The sequence below is a fragment of the Kitasatospora fiedleri genome (assembly GCF_948472415.1).
GTDB lineage: Bacteria > Actinomycetota > Actinomycetes > Streptomycetales > Streptomycetaceae > Kitasatospora > Kitasatospora fiedleri.
In genome coordinates this window covers 3,607,951-3,622,582 of record NZ_OX419519.1, presented here as the reverse complement: position 1 = coordinate 3,622,582, position 14,632 = coordinate 3,607,951, and the positions used below count along the sequence as shown (strand labels likewise).

The 14,632-nt window shown below is 72.3% G+C and carries 10 protein-coding genes, 1 tRNA gene and 2 pseudogenes; 3 read left to right on the top strand and 10 right to left on the bottom strand.

From position 1 onward, the window contains the following. Positions 1–79: 79 nt before the first annotated feature. A complete protein-coding gene (locus QMQ26_RS16720; protein ID WP_282206204.1) occupies positions 80–1,009 on the top strand; it encodes a GlxA family transcriptional regulator in 930 nt (309 codons plus the stop codon). A gap of 70 nt (positions 1,010–1,079) precedes the next feature. Here the strand turns inward: QMQ26_RS16720 and QMQ26_RS16715 are convergent, their stop codons facing one another. Together QMQ26_RS16715 and QMQ26_RS16710 are read right to left on the bottom strand one after the other, a co-directional pair. Next, a complete protein-coding gene (locus tag QMQ26_RS16715; protein WP_282206203.1) occupies positions 1,080–2,297 on the bottom strand; it encodes a L,D-transpeptidase in 1,218 nt (405 codons plus the stop codon). A 193-nt stretch (positions 2,298–2,490) separates the two neighbouring features. Next, positions 2,491–2,847, bottom strand: coding sequence for a YybH family protein (locus QMQ26_RS16710; RefSeq protein WP_404814182.1), 357 nt, complete (start codon positions 2,845–2,847; stop codon positions 2,491–2,493). Between the two features lie 134 nt (positions 2,848–2,981). On the opposite strand from QMQ26_RS16710, the gene QMQ26_RS16705 reads away from it, so the two are divergent. Further along, positions 2,982–3,887 carry a LysR family transcriptional regulator gene (locus QMQ26_RS16705; RefSeq protein ID WP_282206202.1) on the top strand — a complete coding sequence of 302 codons (906 nt, stop codon included), beginning with the start codon at positions 2,982–2,984 and terminating at the stop codon, positions 3,885–3,887. Between the two features lie 56 nt (positions 3,888–3,943). On the opposite strand, the gene QMQ26_RS16700 is transcribed toward QMQ26_RS16705, so the two are convergent. The 7 genes and pseudogenes from QMQ26_RS16700 to QMQ26_RS38295 all read right to left on the bottom strand — a co-directional run. Continuing rightward, complete coding sequence (locus QMQ26_RS16700; RefSeq protein ID WP_282206201.1) at positions 3,944–5,062, bottom strand: aminopeptidase P family protein; 1,119 nt, start codon at positions 5,060–5,062, stop codon at positions 3,944–3,946. Between the two features lie 77 nt (positions 5,063–5,139). Beyond that, on the bottom strand, positions 5,140–6,498 hold the full coding sequence (locus tag QMQ26_RS16695; RefSeq protein WP_282206200.1) for a dipeptidase: 1,359 nt from the start codon (positions 6,496–6,498) through the stop codon (positions 5,140–5,142). Positions 6,499–6,508: 10 nt separating this feature from the next. Beyond that, positions 6,509–6,943 (bottom strand): hypothetical protein, encoded by a 435-nt coding sequence (locus QMQ26_RS16690; RefSeq protein ID WP_282206199.1) that lies wholly within the window; start codon positions 6,941–6,943, stop codon positions 6,509–6,511. A gap of 55 nt (positions 6,944–6,998) precedes the next feature. After that, on the bottom strand, positions 6,999–8,474 hold the full coding sequence (locus QMQ26_RS16685; RefSeq protein ID WP_282206198.1) for an APC family permease: 1,476 nt from the start codon (positions 8,472–8,474) through the stop codon (positions 6,999–7,001). Positions 8,475–8,750: 276 nt separating this feature from the next. Then, positions 8,751–10,136, bottom strand: a complete 1,386-nt coding sequence (locus QMQ26_RS16680) for a YDG/SRA domain-containing protein (protein WP_282206197.1) — start codon at positions 10,134–10,136, stop codon at positions 8,751–8,753. 132 nt (positions 10,137–10,268) lie between these two features. Further along, a tRNA-Pro gene (locus tag QMQ26_RS16675) sits at positions 10,269–10,342 on the bottom strand. Positions 10,343–10,699: 357 nt separating this feature from the next. Continuing rightward, a pseudogene (locus QMQ26_RS38295) lies at positions 10,700–11,206 on the bottom strand (metallophosphoesterase); the annotation flags it as partial. Positions 11,207–11,505: 299 nt separating this feature from the next. Between QMQ26_RS38295 and QMQ26_RS16670 the strand changes: the two are divergent. Further along, positions 11,506–11,961, top strand: a complete 456-nt coding sequence (locus tag QMQ26_RS16670) for a GatB/YqeY domain-containing protein (protein WP_282206541.1) — start codon at positions 11,506–11,508, stop codon at positions 11,959–11,961. Between the two features lie 635 nt (positions 11,962–12,596). On the opposite strand, the pseudogene QMQ26_RS16665 reads toward QMQ26_RS16670, so the two are convergent. Next, a pseudogene (locus QMQ26_RS16665) lies at positions 12,597–14,147 on the bottom strand (transglycosylase domain-containing protein); the annotation flags it as partial. Positions 14,148–14,632: the final 485 nt, after the last annotated feature.

Genomic DNA, 14,632 nt, shown 5'->3' with positions numbered 1-14,632 from the left:
CCAGCACCCGCCGCTCGATGGCAGAAAAGGTGGGGTACGTGTCCTTGCTGCCACCGCCCCCGCCCGCCAGCATGGGGCCATGCCGACCCGCAGTGTGCTGCTCGTCCTGTTCGACGGGGTGCAGAGCCTCGACGTCAGCGGCCCGTTGGAGGTGTTCCACGGCGGTGGCTACCGCGTCACCACCGCCTCGCCGGGCGGCCGTCCGGTGCGCACCAGCAGCGGTCTCACCCTGCTGCCCGACACCGACCTCGACCTGGCCGCCCCCGCGCACACCCTGCTGGTCCCGGGCGGGGCCGGCGCGCGCGGCGAGGTCGCGCCCGAGCTGTCCGCCCGGATCGCCGCCCTCGCCGCCGACGCCCGGCGGGTGGTCTCGGTCTGCACCGGCACCTTCCTGCTCGCCGCGGCCGGCCTGCTGGCGGGCCGCCGGGTCACCACCCACTGGCGGCACTGCGCGACGCTGGCCGCCCGCCACCCCGAGCTGACCGTCGACCCGGAGCCGATCTACGTCCGGGACGGTCGCTTCCTGTCCTCGGCCGGGGTCACCGCGGGCATCGACCTGGCGCTGCACCTGGTCGAGGAGGACCTCGGCCGGGAGGTCGCGCTGGCGGTGGCCCGGGAGCTGGTGGTGTTCCTGCGCCGCCCCGGGGGCCAGGCCCAGTTCTCGGTCCAGTTGTCGGCGCAGCTCTCCGAACGGGACCCGGTGCGCGAGGTGCAGCGCTGGATCACCGAGCACCCGGAGGCTGACCTGTCGGTGGAGGCGCTGGCCCGCCGCGCCTCGCTGTCGCCGCGCCAGTTCGCCCGGGTCTTCACCGCGGACGTCGGCGTCACCCCCGGCCGCTACGTGGCCGACGCCCGGCTGGAGGCGGCCCGCCGCCGCCTGGAGGACACCCGGGACGGCGTCGAGCAGATCGCCCGGGCCTGCGGCTACGGCTCGGCCGAGGCGATGCGCCGGGCCTTCGCCCGCACCCTGGCCATCACCCCGGCCGACTACCGCCGCCGCACCCGCTGACGCCTGCCTGACGCCTGCCTGACGCCTACCGCCGCCTACCGCCAAGCCGCTCGCTGTACCGGGGTCGGGGTCACCACTGCGACCAGGGCAGGGTCCAGCCGCTGAGGCCGTTCGCCGGGTCGAGCGGCTGCTTCTTGACGGAGTTCCGGACGATCACGACGTCGCCGATCTTCGAGGCGGCGTAGACCTTGCCGGCGGGGGAGTTCTCGTCGCCCTCCGGGGTGTCGGGGATGCCGATGCAGCCGTGGCTGATGTTCCCGTGGCCGGCCACCCCCCGGGCTTCCGGGTTGCCGTGCAGGTAGGTGCCGGAGGAGGTCAGGCGCATCGCGTGCGGGTCCACCGTGTCGTAGCCGGGGCCCTTGAGACCGACCTGCCCCTCGGAGGTCATCCTCTGCATCCGGCTCTTGGCCGAGATGACCATGGTGCCGTTCCAGGACGGGTTGTCGTCGGTGCCGGCGACGATCGGGATGGTCTGGTCGGGCTTGCCGTCCTCCTTGACCACCATCAGGTGGGCGGCGGCGTCGACCTCGCTGATCCGGGAGCGGGCGATGGTGAAGTGCTCGTCGCGCTGGGTCGCGCCGTACACGCCGGGTGCCAGTTCCACGCTCTTGGTGCGCAGGTGGACCTGGACGGTGGTGCCGGGCTTCCAGTACTCGGCGGGGCGCAGGTCGAGCCGGGTGTCGTTCTCGAACCAGTGGCCCCTGACCTGGGTGCCGTCGGAGGCCTCGACCACGATGGCCTGCTCGACCGCCGCCTTGTTCTTGACCTTCACGCCGCCGAAGTCGACCGAGATGATCATGCCGACGCCGAAGTCCTGGCCGGTCACCACGTTGTCCTCGACCTTGGTGGTCTTCTTGGGGACGAGGGTGCTGAAGGTGCTGGTGGCGGCGGTGGCCACGCCGTCGGCGTCGGTGGCCTCGGCGTTCACCCGGTAGGTCGAGCCGACCGAGAGGCCGCCGGTGACCGGGGCCCAGGTGAGGCCGTCGGGGGCGAGGGCGCCCTCGACCGGCTTGCCCTCCTGGTCGGTGACGGTGACGCCGGTCAGCTTGCCGGTCGCCACCGAGACCTTGACCGCCCCCGGGGCCACGTCCTTCGCGCCGTCCCCCGGCTCGATCGACAGCACGGCCGCCGACGCCTTCGCCCGCGCCGAACCGCTCTCCCCGCCCCGGCCCGCCCCGCCGGAGTCACCCCCGGCACCGGTGTCCACGCCCCCGCCCCCGCCGGCACTGCACGCGGCCAGCAGCAGCACCCCGCTCAGCACCGCGCCCATCATCGAAACCCGTCGCACGACGGCCCCCCTCCAACCGGTCCATCCGGTCTTCCGGAAGAGGTACACGCACCGAAGGGCACCCGGGTTTCGGCCGCCGGCCCCGAGAAGTGTCACGATTCCGCACGACCGCCGGCCGCCGGCCCTGGCCACCCGCCGTCAGTCCCAGCCGCCTGCCGCCTGCCGCCTGCCGCCTGCCGCCCGCCGCCCGCCGTCAGCCCTCGCCCTCGCCGTCCGGACGCTGGAACTCCGGCTGGTCCAGCAGCCGCAGCCAACTGCCGTCCGGCTGCCGCCGCACCACCTGGGCGCGGGCCCCGGCGCCGTCCTTGGGCGGGGTGGCGGTCAGTGCGATGCCGTCCGCGGCCAGCGTGGGCAGCGGCGGTTCGGGCGTGAACTGCGGCCGGTGGGCGAGGACCCGCTCCCAGAGCGCCTGGATCGCGGCCCGGCCGACCGTCAACTGCCCGGGCGGGTAGGCCATCACCGCGTCCTCCTCGTACAGCGCGGCCACCCCGGCGGCGTCGCCCGCGTTGGAGCGCTCCACGAACAGTCGGGTCAGGTCCTCGGGCCGCATCGCCTTCTCGTACGCGTTCACCGCTGCCTCCTGGTCGTCGTCCTGCGGTGCCTCCAGCCTTCCGCCACCCGTACCAGAAGTCCAACAGCTGGTTCTGCTCGCTACTAGAAGCATTACGCCTAGAATCAGTACGCATGGAACTGAGGCAGCTGGAGTACTTCGTCGCGGTCGCCGAGGAGCGCAACTTCACCCGGGCCGCCGAGCGGGTGCACATCAGCCAGTCCGGGGTGAGCGCCCAGATCCGGCAGCTGGAACGGGAGTTGGGCGCCGAGCTGTTCGACCGCTCGGCCCGGGTGGTGACGCTCACGGTGGCGGGCAAGGCGGCGCTGGAGCACGCCCGGCAGGCGCTGGCCGCGGCCCGCGCGGTGGGGCAGGCGGTCGGCGAGGTCACCGACCTGGTCCGCGGCAGCCTGCGCCTGGGCATGGTCGCGGGCTGCACCCTCACCCCGCTCTTCGACGGCCTGGCCGCCTTCCACCGGGCCCACCCCGGCGTCGAACTCGCCCTGCTGGAGGACGACTCCGAGCACCTCACCGAGGCCGTCCGCTCCGGCGCCCTCGACCTCGCCCTGATCGGCCGCCCCGCGCCCGTGCCCGACGGCCTGGACGCGCACGTGGTGGTCAGCGAACCCCTGGTCGCCGCCGTCCCGCCCGGCCACCCCCTGCTGGACGGGGGCGGGGACGGGGACGGCGGCGAGGACGGCCCCACCCTCGCCGAACTGCTCACCCACCCGCTGGTCTGCATGCCCCGGGGCACCGGCCTGCGCGCCGTCCTGGACCGGGACTGCGCCGCCCGCGGCCTGACCCCCCGGATCGTCCTGGAGGCCGGCGCCGCCACCGCGATCGCCGACCTGGCCGTCCGGGGCCTGGGCGTGGCCGTGCTCAGCCGCTCGATGGCCGCGGCCTTCCCGGCCCTGGTCCCCGTCCCGGTCCGCGGCCTGACCACCCCGGCGCTGCTCGCCCTGGTCAACCGCCCGTCCCCGCCCCCGGCCCTGCGCGCCCTGCTCTCCGCGCTGCGCCGCGCCTTCCAGCTCTCGGCGTGACGAAGGGCCGCCGGAGGCACTCCGGCGGCCCTTCCCGTCCCACCCCCCTCAGCCCCTCAGTTCACGAAGGCCAGTTCGTGCGGCGTGCCGTTGAACCGCAGCCCGCCGTCCTCGGTGACGGTCACGATGTCCTCGATCCGGACGCCGAACTTCCCCGGCAGGTAGACCCCCGGCTCGATCGAGAAGCACATCCCGGGCACCAGCGGCTGGGTCTCGCCCTCGACCAGGTACGGCGGCTCGTGGGTGGTGAGCCCGATGCCGTGGCCGACCCGGTGGATGAAGTACTCGCCGTACCCTCCGTCGGTGATCACCTTCCGGGCGACCCGGTCGATGTCCTGGCAGGTCATCCCGGGCGCGACGGCGTCGAACGCGGCCTGCTGGGCCCGCCGCACCAGGTCGTGGACGGCGAGCACCTCCGCGGGCGGCTCGGTGCCGACGAAGACGGTGCGGGTGGTGTCGGAGCCGTAGCCGTCCTTCAGCCCGCCGAAGTCCAGCACCACGGTGTCGCCGCGCCGGATCAGCCGCTCCCCGGCCTCGTGGTGCGGGTTCGCCCCGTTCGGCCCGGAGCCGACCACGGTGAAGTCGACCTGGCTGTGCCCGTGCTTGATCAGCAGCGCGGCCAGGTCGGCGGCCACCTGGTTCTCGGTCCGCCCGACGAAGGGCATCCCCAGGATCTCCCCGTACGCCAGGTCGGCCGCCGCCCCGGCCGCGGCCAGCCGCTCCAGCTCGTCGTGGTCCTTCACCGCCCGCAGCATCGGCAGCACGTCGGTCAGCGCCGCGTACGAGCTGCCCGGCAGCGCCTGCTGGAGTCCGAGCAGGTGCATCGCCCAGGCGTTGTCGGAGATCCCGTACCGGCCGCGGCCGTCCAGGTTCGGCGCGAGCGCCGCGTACGGGTCGGAGCCGTCCGTCCAGTCGGCCATCCGGACGGCCTCCGCGCCCGGTGCCGCCTCGGCGTCCGGGCGCTCCAACTTCGGTACCAGCAGGACCGGTTCGGCTCCGGCCGCGATCACCAGGGCGGTCAGCCGCTCGGTCGTCGCGGTGGGCCGGTAGCCGGTCAGGTAGGCCAGGTCGGGGCCCGGGGTGACGACCAGTCCGGCCAGCCCGGCGTCCGCGGCGGCGGTCGCGGCGCGGGCCATCCGGGCCTGGAAGTCGGCGGTGGTGAACGGCTCGGGCATGTGCTCCCTCTCGGTGGGCGGTCAGCGGTGGGCGGTCAGCGGCGGACGGTCGGCGGCGGGCGGTCAGCGGCGGGCGGTCAGCGGCGGGCGGCGGCCGCGTAGTGGCGCAGGAACAGCGCCTCCACCCGGGCCATGTGCTCGATCTCGGACGGGTCCACGCTCTCGTTGGGCGCGTGGATCAGGCAGCGCGGTTCCTCCACCCCCATCAGGATGAGCTCCGACTCCGGGTACTGCGCCGCCAGCACGTTGCACAGCGGGATCGACCCGCCCTGCCCGAGGAAGGACAGCGGCTTCCCGTAGACCTCCCGCGCGGCCCGGTCGAGCGCCCCGTACGCCGCGCCGTCGGTGGCGGCCTTGAACGGCGAGCCCTTCGACTCCGGCTCCACCGTGACCCGCGCGCCCCACGGCGCCGCCGCCACCAGGTGCGCGGTCAGCGCGTCCTGCGCGGCGCCCGGGTCCATGCCGGGCGGTACCCGCAGACTGACCCGGGCCCGGGCGGTGCCGGGGATCGCCGCCGCCGAGCCGACCACCGGCGCGCAGTCGATGCCCAGCACCGTCACCGCCGGACGGGCCCACAGCCGGTCCGCGACCGTCCCTGAGCCGGTCAGGCCGACGCCCTCCAGCACGCCCGCGTCCGCGCGGAACTGCTGCTCGTCGTAGCCGACGCCCTCCCAGGTCCCGCCGTTCTCCAGCCCGTCGATCCGGGTGCCGCCCTCGGCGTCGCGCAGCGAGTCGAGGGTTCGGATCAGCGCGGCCAGCGCGTCCGGGGCGGGGCCGCCGAACATCCCGGAGTGCATGTCCGACGCCAGCGTCCGCACCGTCACCACGACGTTCGCCAGGCCGCGCAGCGAGGTGGTCGCGGTCGGCACCCCGACCGCCGCGTTGCCGGTGTCGCACACCAGCAGCACGTCCGCGTGCAGGTCCTCCGGATGCTGCGGGACGTACGCCTCCAGGCCGCCGGTGCCCTGCTCCTCCGAGCCCTCCGCGACCAGCTTGATCCCGACCGGCAGGTCGTCGCCGAGCGCCCGCAGCGCGGTGAGGTGCATGACGACGTTGCCCTTGCAGTCCGCGGTGCCGCGCCCGTACCAGCGCCCGTCCCGCTCGGTCAGCTCGAACGGGGGCGTGGTCCAGGCGGAGTCGTCCAGCGGCGGCTGCACGTCGTAGTGGCAGTACAGCAGCACGGTCGGCGCGCCGGGCGGCGGCGGGCGGTGCCCGAGGACGGCGTGGCTGCCGTCCGGGGTCTCCGCCAGCCGGACGTCCCGCAGGCCGGCCTCGGTGAACGCGGCGGCCACCCACTCGGCGGCCTCCCGGCACTTCTCCGGCGGCTGCTGCCGCGGGTCGGCGACCGAGGGGATGGCGACCAGCTCGGCCAGGTCCCGCTTCGCCCGCGGCATCAACGCCGCGATCCGGGCGGCGAGTTCGGTGTCGGTGCTCATCTGCTCCCCCTCAGTTCCGGACCGTTTCATCGGTCTTGATGTCCTTGATCTTCTCCTGGTAGTCGGCCAACCGGTCCGGGCAGTAGACGCTCAGCACCAGCGCCTCCGCCTGCACCGTCCGGGCGGCGACGATGACCGGCCGCTGCCCGGGCCCGGCGGCCCCGTTCGACATCTGCAGCCGCTGGAAGCCGGTCTTCAGCGCACTCGCCGGGTCCTGGCACACCGCGCCGCCGTCGGTCCCCAGGGTGCGGGCGACCTGGCCGCGGTCCGGCGTCGGGTAGTCGTTCTCCTGGAGCTTCGTGATCAGCTCGTCGGCCTTCCGGTACGACTCGTTGGTGGCGTGCTGCTGGGTGAACGTCAGCAGCCCGATCACCACCATGGCGACCAGCACCACGACCGCGCCGACGTAGATCCACCTGTGCTCGGAAGCCATCCGGGTGCTCATCCGCCCACCTCGCTCCGTCCGCTCCGTCCGCTCACGCTCCGTCCGCTCCGCCCGCTCACGCCGCCTCCTCCTCGATGGCCGCCGCCGCCGCCGGGTCGCGCCACTCGGGCTTGCTGGCCTTCAGGAAGCCGAACGGGACGATCACGCCCAGCAGCAGCAGACCGCCGCCGACGATCCCGATGTACGCCCAGACACTGCCGCCGCCGAACTGCGAGGACGGCACGAACCCGATCACCATCGCCGCCGCCGAGGCCAGCAGGCCCACCACGCACAGCACCCCCAGCGCCGGGGCGCGGTAGCCGCGCGGGTGGTCCGGCTGAAGCCGGCGCAGCCGCATCGCCGCCAGGAACATCAGCAGGTAGACGATCAGGTACACCTGCGTGGTGATCACCGAGAAGATCCAGTACACGCTGGAGACGTTCGGGATCAGCGCGTACATCAGCGCGATGGCCGTGGTCACCACGCCCTGCGCGACCAGGATGTTCTGCTGCACCCCGTGGCTGTTCAGCTTCTGCAGCGAGGGCGGCAGGTAGCCCTCCTGCCGGGAGATCATCAGCAGGCCCTTCGACGGGCCGGCCAGCCAGGTCAGCATGCCGCCCAGCGAGGCCGCGACCAGGCCGACCGCGATCAGCGGCGTCAGCCAGCCGATGTGGAAGTACTGGAAGAACGCGTCGAACGCCTGCATCACGCCCGCCGTCAGCGACAGCTGGTCGGCCGGCACCACCCAGCTGATCGCCAGCGCGGGCAGGATGAAGATCAGCAGCACCAGGCCGACCGCCAGGAACATCGAGCGCGGGAACTCCCGGCCCGGGTTCTTCAGCGAGGAGACGTGCACCGCGTTCATCTCCATGCCCGAGTAGCTCAGGAAGTTGTTGACGATCAGCACCAGGCTCGCCAGGCCGGTCCAGGCCGGCAGCAGGTGGTCCGCCGACATCGGCGCCGCCGAGCCGTTGCCCTGCCCCAGGAACACGAAGCCCAGCACCACCAGCAGCGCGCCCGGGATCAGCGTCCCGATGATCAGCCCCCAGGACGCCAGGCCCGCCACCGCGTCCGTCCCGCGCGAGGACACCCACACGCCGGTCCAGTACAGCACCATGATCACGATCGCGGTGTACAGCCCGTTGCTGGCCAGACTCGGGTCCACCACGTACGCGATCGTGCTGGCCACGTACGCCAGCAGGCTCGGGTAGTAGAAGATCGTCATCGCGAACTGGCACCACACCGCCAGGAACCCCAACGGCTTCGACAGCCCCTGGGCCACCCAGTTGTAGACCCCGCCCTCCCAGCCCGACGCCAGCTCCGCCGAGACCAGCGCCGTCGGCAGCAGGAACACGATCGCCGGCACCACGTACAGGAACACGCACGCCAGCCCGTACACCGCCATCGTCGGCGACGACCGCAGGCTCGCCACCGAACTGGTCGTCATCAGCGCCAACGTCACCCAGGTCATCCTGGGCGCCGCCACCGCCTTCACCCGCCTCCCCGCAACCGCCGCCGCCCCCTCCGGACTCGGCACATCCGCCGCGCTCATCCAGCGCCTCCTCCCGCCGACCCCGCCCACCGGAGCCCGCCCCCCCACCCTCGGGCCCCCGCCCCCACCCCGCATCCGATAGCCCGTCACCACCCCCTCCCCCTCACCGGAACGGCCCAATGCCGCCACCTGACACCCCATCACCCGTCCCTGTCCTTGCACTGTCCGCAGCTTGTGGACAAGACCCGTGAACGGCAGAGGGGTCCGTCCGGTCGACCGGACGGACCCCTCTGCCGTTCACGCCCCTACTGCGGCTTCGCCCGTCGGCGAGCGGTTTCAGGCCGGGGCGTGATGCTCACGGTGGTAGGCCAAGAAGCGGCGCTCGATCTGGTGGGCAGGAATCTCGCGCAACCGGCCGATGACCTGCCCGGTGGACCGGTCGGTGATCGCCAGGTCGTCGGCGATGGCCAGCATGCCGAAGTCGAAGAGCTTGTGGTGGTTGGGGCACAGGCACAGGACGTTCGAGGCGATGTCGGGACCGTTGTGCGGTCGCCCCAGCCCCTGGATGTGCGCGGCCTCCGCGTAGGCGCCGGTCGGTGTCCCCAGGCGGATGCCGCACACCTGGCAGGAGAAATCGTGGGCCCGCTTCACGTAGTTCGCGACGGCGCTACTCCGGACGATGCGCATGAACGACGCCTCGACGCGCGTCAACGTCTCCTGGCCAGCCGGCACGGGGAGGGGCAGAACGGGCTGGGTCGGAACGGGGAGGGACGTACCGGGCAGGAGCGGTTCGTCGGGCAGCTTGACCAGCCTGTAACGCCAGACCAGGTGACCGGACTGCCCGCGTTCGGACCAGTAGTCGTCGACGAGGTAGAGCCCGTCGTACCTGTACCCGGACGCAGGGGAGTGCAGTGGATCGCCGCTCGCCCCGCGGACGACGCGTACGGGCCGTCCCGCCGTCCTGCTGGTGACGAGGGCCGCGTTCCCCCGGGTGAGCTGCTGATCGGACGCCTGCTGTCCGGTGCGCTCGTCACGACCGCCCTGGCCCGTGTAGATGATCGTGTCGCCGAGGTCCTCGTCGTCCTCATACCCACCCGACACGACGATGGACTCGGCACCGTTCTCCCCGGTCCCGCAGATGCCGCCTTGGAGCGGCCGGTGCACCTGCGCGCGGTGAAGCGCCGCACGGTTGGCGAAGCTGGTGCCCGCCTTGACGCCGGGGACCGGCCCGAAGCCGTCGAACACCGGACCCAGCAGCAGGGTGTCCCGCAGCAGGCCGTGCGGGGCCTCGCCCTCGAAGAACCGGGACACCAGATCGTCGGTCACCAGACGCCGCGCCTCCGGGTCGTCGGCGAGGAGGTCGTACACCCAACCCTCCAGGCCGCCCCGGGGGTTCTGGGAGTTCAGCCAGGGCAGCAGCTTCGAGCCCCGTGCCACCGGAACCTCGCCCACGACACCGTCGAGTTGCCACAGGCCCGAGTTCCGGAGGGCCACGAACGGGTACTGCGGCGCCGGGTCGGACCCAGGGCGACCGTACTCCTTCAGGAGTCGCTTCAGGTCGGAGCTGGCGTCCTTCCACGGCAGCAGCCGCGCCCGTCCCGTTGCTGCCCGGCCCATCGCCCAGAGCAGGGTGATCGGCTGGTGTCGAGCGGGCTGGCCGGAGGACCGGTCGATGTGGAGACCGGCCACGGCCGAGCGGACATCGTCCAGGTGCTTCGCCATCAGGTATCGCATCCCCTCTCGGTCCCCCGAAGGTGGGCGCCGCCCGGAACCCGAGCCGTCCGGGCGAGCGCGCACAACGAGGAAGGGCCCCACCGGATCTCTCCAGTGGGGCCCTCACCTGCACTTACGAAGTCGGGGTAGCGGGATTTGAACCCACGGCCTCTTCGTCCCGAACGAAGCGCGCTACCAAGCTGCGCTATACCCCGGTCCTGCGGTGTTGCCTTCCGTGTCCGGCGCAACGAGTAGAACTCTACAGGAGGTGGGGCCAGAGACGAAATCCGGTTTCGGGGCTGGTCAGCGGGGGACGGGGGTGAGGGTGAGGAGGGTGGCTTCGGGGGGCAGGCGAAGCGGAGGGGGGTGTAGCGGTTGGTGCCGCAGCCGGCGGAGACGTGGAGGTAGGAGCGGTGGTGGGGGGTGGTGTGGGTGGAGAGGCCCTTGACGCGGTCGGTGTCGAGGTCGCAGTTGGTGACCAGGGCGCCGTAGAAGGGGATGCAGAGCTGGCCGCCGTGGGTGTGGCCGGCCAGGATCAGGGGATAGCCGTCGGCGGTGAAGGCGTCGAGGGAGCGGAGGTAGGGGGCGTGGACGACGGCGAGGGAGAGGTCGGCGTCGGGGGAGGGGCCGCCGGCGACGGCGGCGTAGCGGTCGTGGCGGATGTGCGGGTCGTCGAGGCCGGTGAACTCGATGTCGAGGCCGGCGACGGTGAGGCGGCCGCGGGCGTTGTTGAGGTTGAGCCAGCCGGCTTGGTCGAAGCCGTCGCGGAGCTTCTGCCAGGGGTTGTGGACGGCGCCGCTGATGCCGCGGCGGCCGCTGCCGTCGGGGTTGTTGAGGCCGTGGACGCCGCTGCGGAGGGCCTTGAGGTAGCGGGTGGGGCTCTTGGGGGTGGGGCCGTAGTAGTCGTTGGAGCCGAAGACGTAGACGCCGGGGAAGTCCATCAGCGGGCCGAGGGCGTCCAGGGCGGCGGGGACCGCGAGCGGGTCGGAGAGGTTGTCCCCGGTGTTGACGACCAGGTCGGGGCGGAGGCCGGCCAGGCTCTTCAGCCAGCGCTGCTTCTTGGCCTGGCCGTTGACCATGTGGATGTCGGAGACCTGGAGGACCCGGACCGGCCGGGCGCCGGCGGGCAGGATCGGGACCTCGACGCGGCGCAGGCGGAACGAGCGGACCTCGTACCCGGCGGCGTAGACGAGACAGGCGGCGCCGGTGGCGGCGACACCGAGCGGGACGGAGTACAGCGGTCGCATCGGTCCATGGTCGCAGACGGGCCGAACGGACGGACGGGCACCCGGGGGTGGAGCGGTCCGACGGGGCGTCAGGAGCGGGGCGGAGGGTAAAGGAGCGGCGGCGGGGCGGGGCAGGTGCCAGAATCGACCGCATGACGACGCTCAAGGAGCAGCTGCAGGAGGACCTCACGGCTGCGATCAAGGCACGGGACGAGCTGCGCTCGTCCACCCTCCGGCTGACGCTGTCCGCGATCACCAGCGCGGAGGTGGCGGGCGAGGAGAAGCGCGCGCTGTCCGACGACGAGGTGCAGCAGGTGATCGGCCGGGAGGCGAAGAAGCGCCGGGAGGCGGCGACCGCCTTCGAGGGCGCCGGCCGGGCCGAGCAGGCGGCGCGGGAGCGGGCCGAGGGCGAGGTGCTGGCCGAGTTCCTGCCGAAGCAGCTGACGGACGAGGAGCTGGCGGCCGTGGTGGCCGCCGCGGTGGCGGAGTCCGGGGCGAGCGGCCCGCAGGGCATGGGCGCCGTGATGAAGCTGGTGCGCCCGCAGGTGGAGGGCAAGGCGGACGGCGGCCGGGTGGCCGCCGCCGTGAAGGCCGCCCTGGCCGGCTGAGCGCCGGGGGAGGGGCCTGGGGGAGCGGTCTGAAGAGCAGCCCGAGGAGCAGTCCGAAGAGCTGAAGAGCTGACGGGCTGACGGGGGCCGTGAACGCCGAACCGCCCGCGAGGAGGATTCCTCGCGGGCGGTTCGCGCGTTCCGGCGACAGGCGGTGCGTTCCGGGGGCCGCCGCGGCTAGTGGCGGCCGGGCTTGCCGGTGTTCCCCCGATGACGCCCGGCGGGAGGCTGATGCCGCCGTTGGTGGCGCCGCCGGTGGGCCAGCCGGGGAGGCCGGTGTTGCCGGTGTTGCCGGTGTTGCCGGGGTTGCCGGGGTTCCCGGTGTTGGGGGTGGTGTTGCCGGTCTGGGTGGCGTTGTCGCCGGAGGGGGCGGAGGGGGTGTCGCTGGGGGTGGACGACGGCTGGCTGGGCTGCGGGATGTCGACCTTCTGGAAGCTGGACACGGGGCTGCCGTCCAGGGCGTCGTTCATGGCCATCTGCCAGATCGGGCCGGGGCCGTCGGAGCCGTAGACCGCGCTGAAGGGGTGGCCGCCGATGCGCATGTTGCGCATCGAGACGTTGCCGCCGACGCCGCCGAGCCAGACCGAGGTGGACAGGTTCGGGGTGTAGCCGGTGAACCAGGCTGCGTAGCGGTTGTCGGTGGTGCCGGTCTTGCCGGCGATCTGGCGGCCGTCGTCGAGGCCGAGGGCGGAGCCGGTGCCCTTCTCGGTCACGCCGAGCAGCAGGGTGTTGATGCCGTCCGCGGTGGTCTGGGACATCGCCTGGGTGCAGTTGGCACCGGGGACGCCGAGTTCCTTGCCCTCGCCGTTGGTCACCGAGGTGATCGCGACCGGGGAGCAGTAGAGGCCCCGGGCGGCGAACGCGGCGTAGGCGGTGGCCATCTGCAGCGGGCTGACCTCCTGGGTGCCGAGCGTCATCGAGGCGACCTGCTGGATCTTGCTGCCGTTGGCCAGGGTGCCGAGGCCGAGCTTGTCGGTCATCTGCTTCACCGGGCACAGGCCGATCTGCTGTTCGAGCTGGATGAAGTAGGTGTTGACCGACTTCTGCATGGCGATCTGCAGGCTGTACGGGCCGTGCTCGCTGGTGGACTCGTTGGTCAGCGTCTGCGGGTCGTGGGTGGTGCCCTCGCAGGTGGTCATCCTGGGGTACTCCATGCTGTAGGGCGAGGGGTACTCCTGGCTGATCGGGACGCCGGACTCCAGCGCGGCCGCGGCCACGATCGGCTTGAAGGTCGAGCCGGGGGAGAAGCCGTTGCCGCCGCCCATGGACGCGCCGACGTTGAGGTTCAGCACGGTCTGGTTCTTCGAGGTGTCCAGGCCGTACGGGCGGGTCTGGGCCATGGCGAGGATCTTGCCGGTGCCGGGTTCGATCATGGTGCCGGCCGAGGACACCGGGTCGGTCACGTAGACCTTCTTGGTGACCGCGTTGTACATCGCCTTCTGCTTGTCCGGGTCGATGGTGGTGTTGATCTTCAACCCGCCCTGCGACCACAGCTTCTGGCGGTCCGCCGCGGTGGCCCCGAACGCCGGGTCCTGCTTGACCACGTGGCGCACGTAGTCGCAGAAGAAGCCCATGCCCTGGTCGGCGGTGATGCAGCCGTTCTGCGGCTCGGAGTACTTGATGCCGAGCGGCGCGTCCAGGGCGGCCTTGGCCTGCTCCGGGGTGATGTGCTTGTACTCCAGCAGCTTGTTGATCACCGTGTTGCGGCGGGTCTGCGCGGCCTGCGGGTGGGCGATCGGGTCGTACGCCGTGGGGTTCTGCACCAGGCCGGCCAGCATCGCGGCCTCGGGGACGGTGAGGTCCTTGGCGCTCTTGCTGAAGTACCGGTTGGCGGCGGCCTCGACGCCGTACGCCTGGTGGCCGTAGAACGTGATGTTCAGGTAGTTGGTGAGGATCTGGTCCTTGCTCAGGTCCTCTTCCAGCTTGATGGCGTACTTGAGCTCCTGGATCTTGCGGCCCAGGCTCTTCTTGGTGGCTTCGAGGAAGGCGGCCTGGTCGTCGCCGGCCTGCTCGACGAAGACGTTCTTCACGTACTGCTGGGTGAGCGTGGAGGCGCCCTGCGCGGTGGTGCCGGACTCGGCGTTCTTGGTGATCGCGCGGAGCACGCCCTTGAGGTCGACGGCGCCGTGCTCGTAGAACCGGGCGTCCTCGATGTCGACCTGGGCCTGGCGCATCACCGGGGCCATCTGGTCGGCGGTGAGGATGGTGCGGTCGCGGTCGTACACCTTGGCGATCAGGCCGCCCTTGGCGTCGTAGATCATCGACGCCTGGGAGAGGGTGGGCTGCTTGAAGTCGTCCGGGATGTTGTCGAACGAGTCGGCGGTGTCCTTGGCGGTCAGGCCGAACGCTCCGACGGCGGGCAGCGCCATGCCGGCGACCAGGACGCCGGCCAGGATCGAGCCGCCGAGGAACTTGACGCCGTTGCCTGCCTTGTCCATCAGGGAGCCGGTGGATCGCGTGGGTGCCATGGAGAGAACCCTACGTGTCGGAATCCCGTACAGGGGGGCAGGTGTTCGCCTACGCTTGTCACAGAACTGCGACAGCTTCGCTCTGTCCATCGTCATCACTCTTGTGAGTGATGAGCTTTGTCCGATTCGCGGCGTTCTGTCCGTGATCCGGGCGGATGCGCGGCGGGCCGCTGTCGCGCACCGTGACGAAAACGCCCCTTCCG

Coding starts and splice junctions, on each gene's coding strand:
- QMQ26_RS16720 (WP_282206204.1), top strand. CDS start 80: ATGCCGACCCGCAGTGTGCTGCTCGTCCTGTTCGACGGGGTGCAGAGC.
- QMQ26_RS16710 (WP_404814182.1), bottom strand. CDS start 2,847: ATGCGGCCCGAGGACCTGACCCGACTGTTCGTGGAGCGCTCCAACGCG.
- QMQ26_RS16705 (WP_282206202.1), top strand. CDS start 2,982: ATGGAACTGAGGCAGCTGGAGTACTTCGTCGCGGTCGCCGAGGAGCGC.
- QMQ26_RS16700 (WP_282206201.1), bottom strand. CDS start 5,062: ATGCCCGAGCCGTTCACCACCGCCGACTTCCAGGCCCGGATGGCCCGC.
- QMQ26_RS16695 (WP_282206200.1), bottom strand. CDS start 6,498: ATGAGCACCGACACCGAACTCGCCGCCCGGATCGCGGCGTTGATGCCG.
- QMQ26_RS16690 (WP_282206199.1), bottom strand. CDS start 6,943: ATGAGCACCCGGATGGCTTCCGAGCACAGGTGGATCTACGTCGGCGCG.
- QMQ26_RS16685 (WP_282206198.1), bottom strand. CDS start 8,474: ATGAGCGCGGCGGATGTGCCGAGTCCGGAGGGGGCGGCGGCGGTTGCG.
- QMQ26_RS16680 (WP_282206197.1), bottom strand. CDS start 10,136: ATGGCGAAGCACCTGGACGATGTCCGCTCGGCCGTGGCCGGTCTCCAC.
- QMQ26_RS16670 (WP_282206541.1), top strand. CDS start 11,506: ATGACGACGCTCAAGGAGCAGCTGCAGGAGGACCTCACGGCTGCGATC.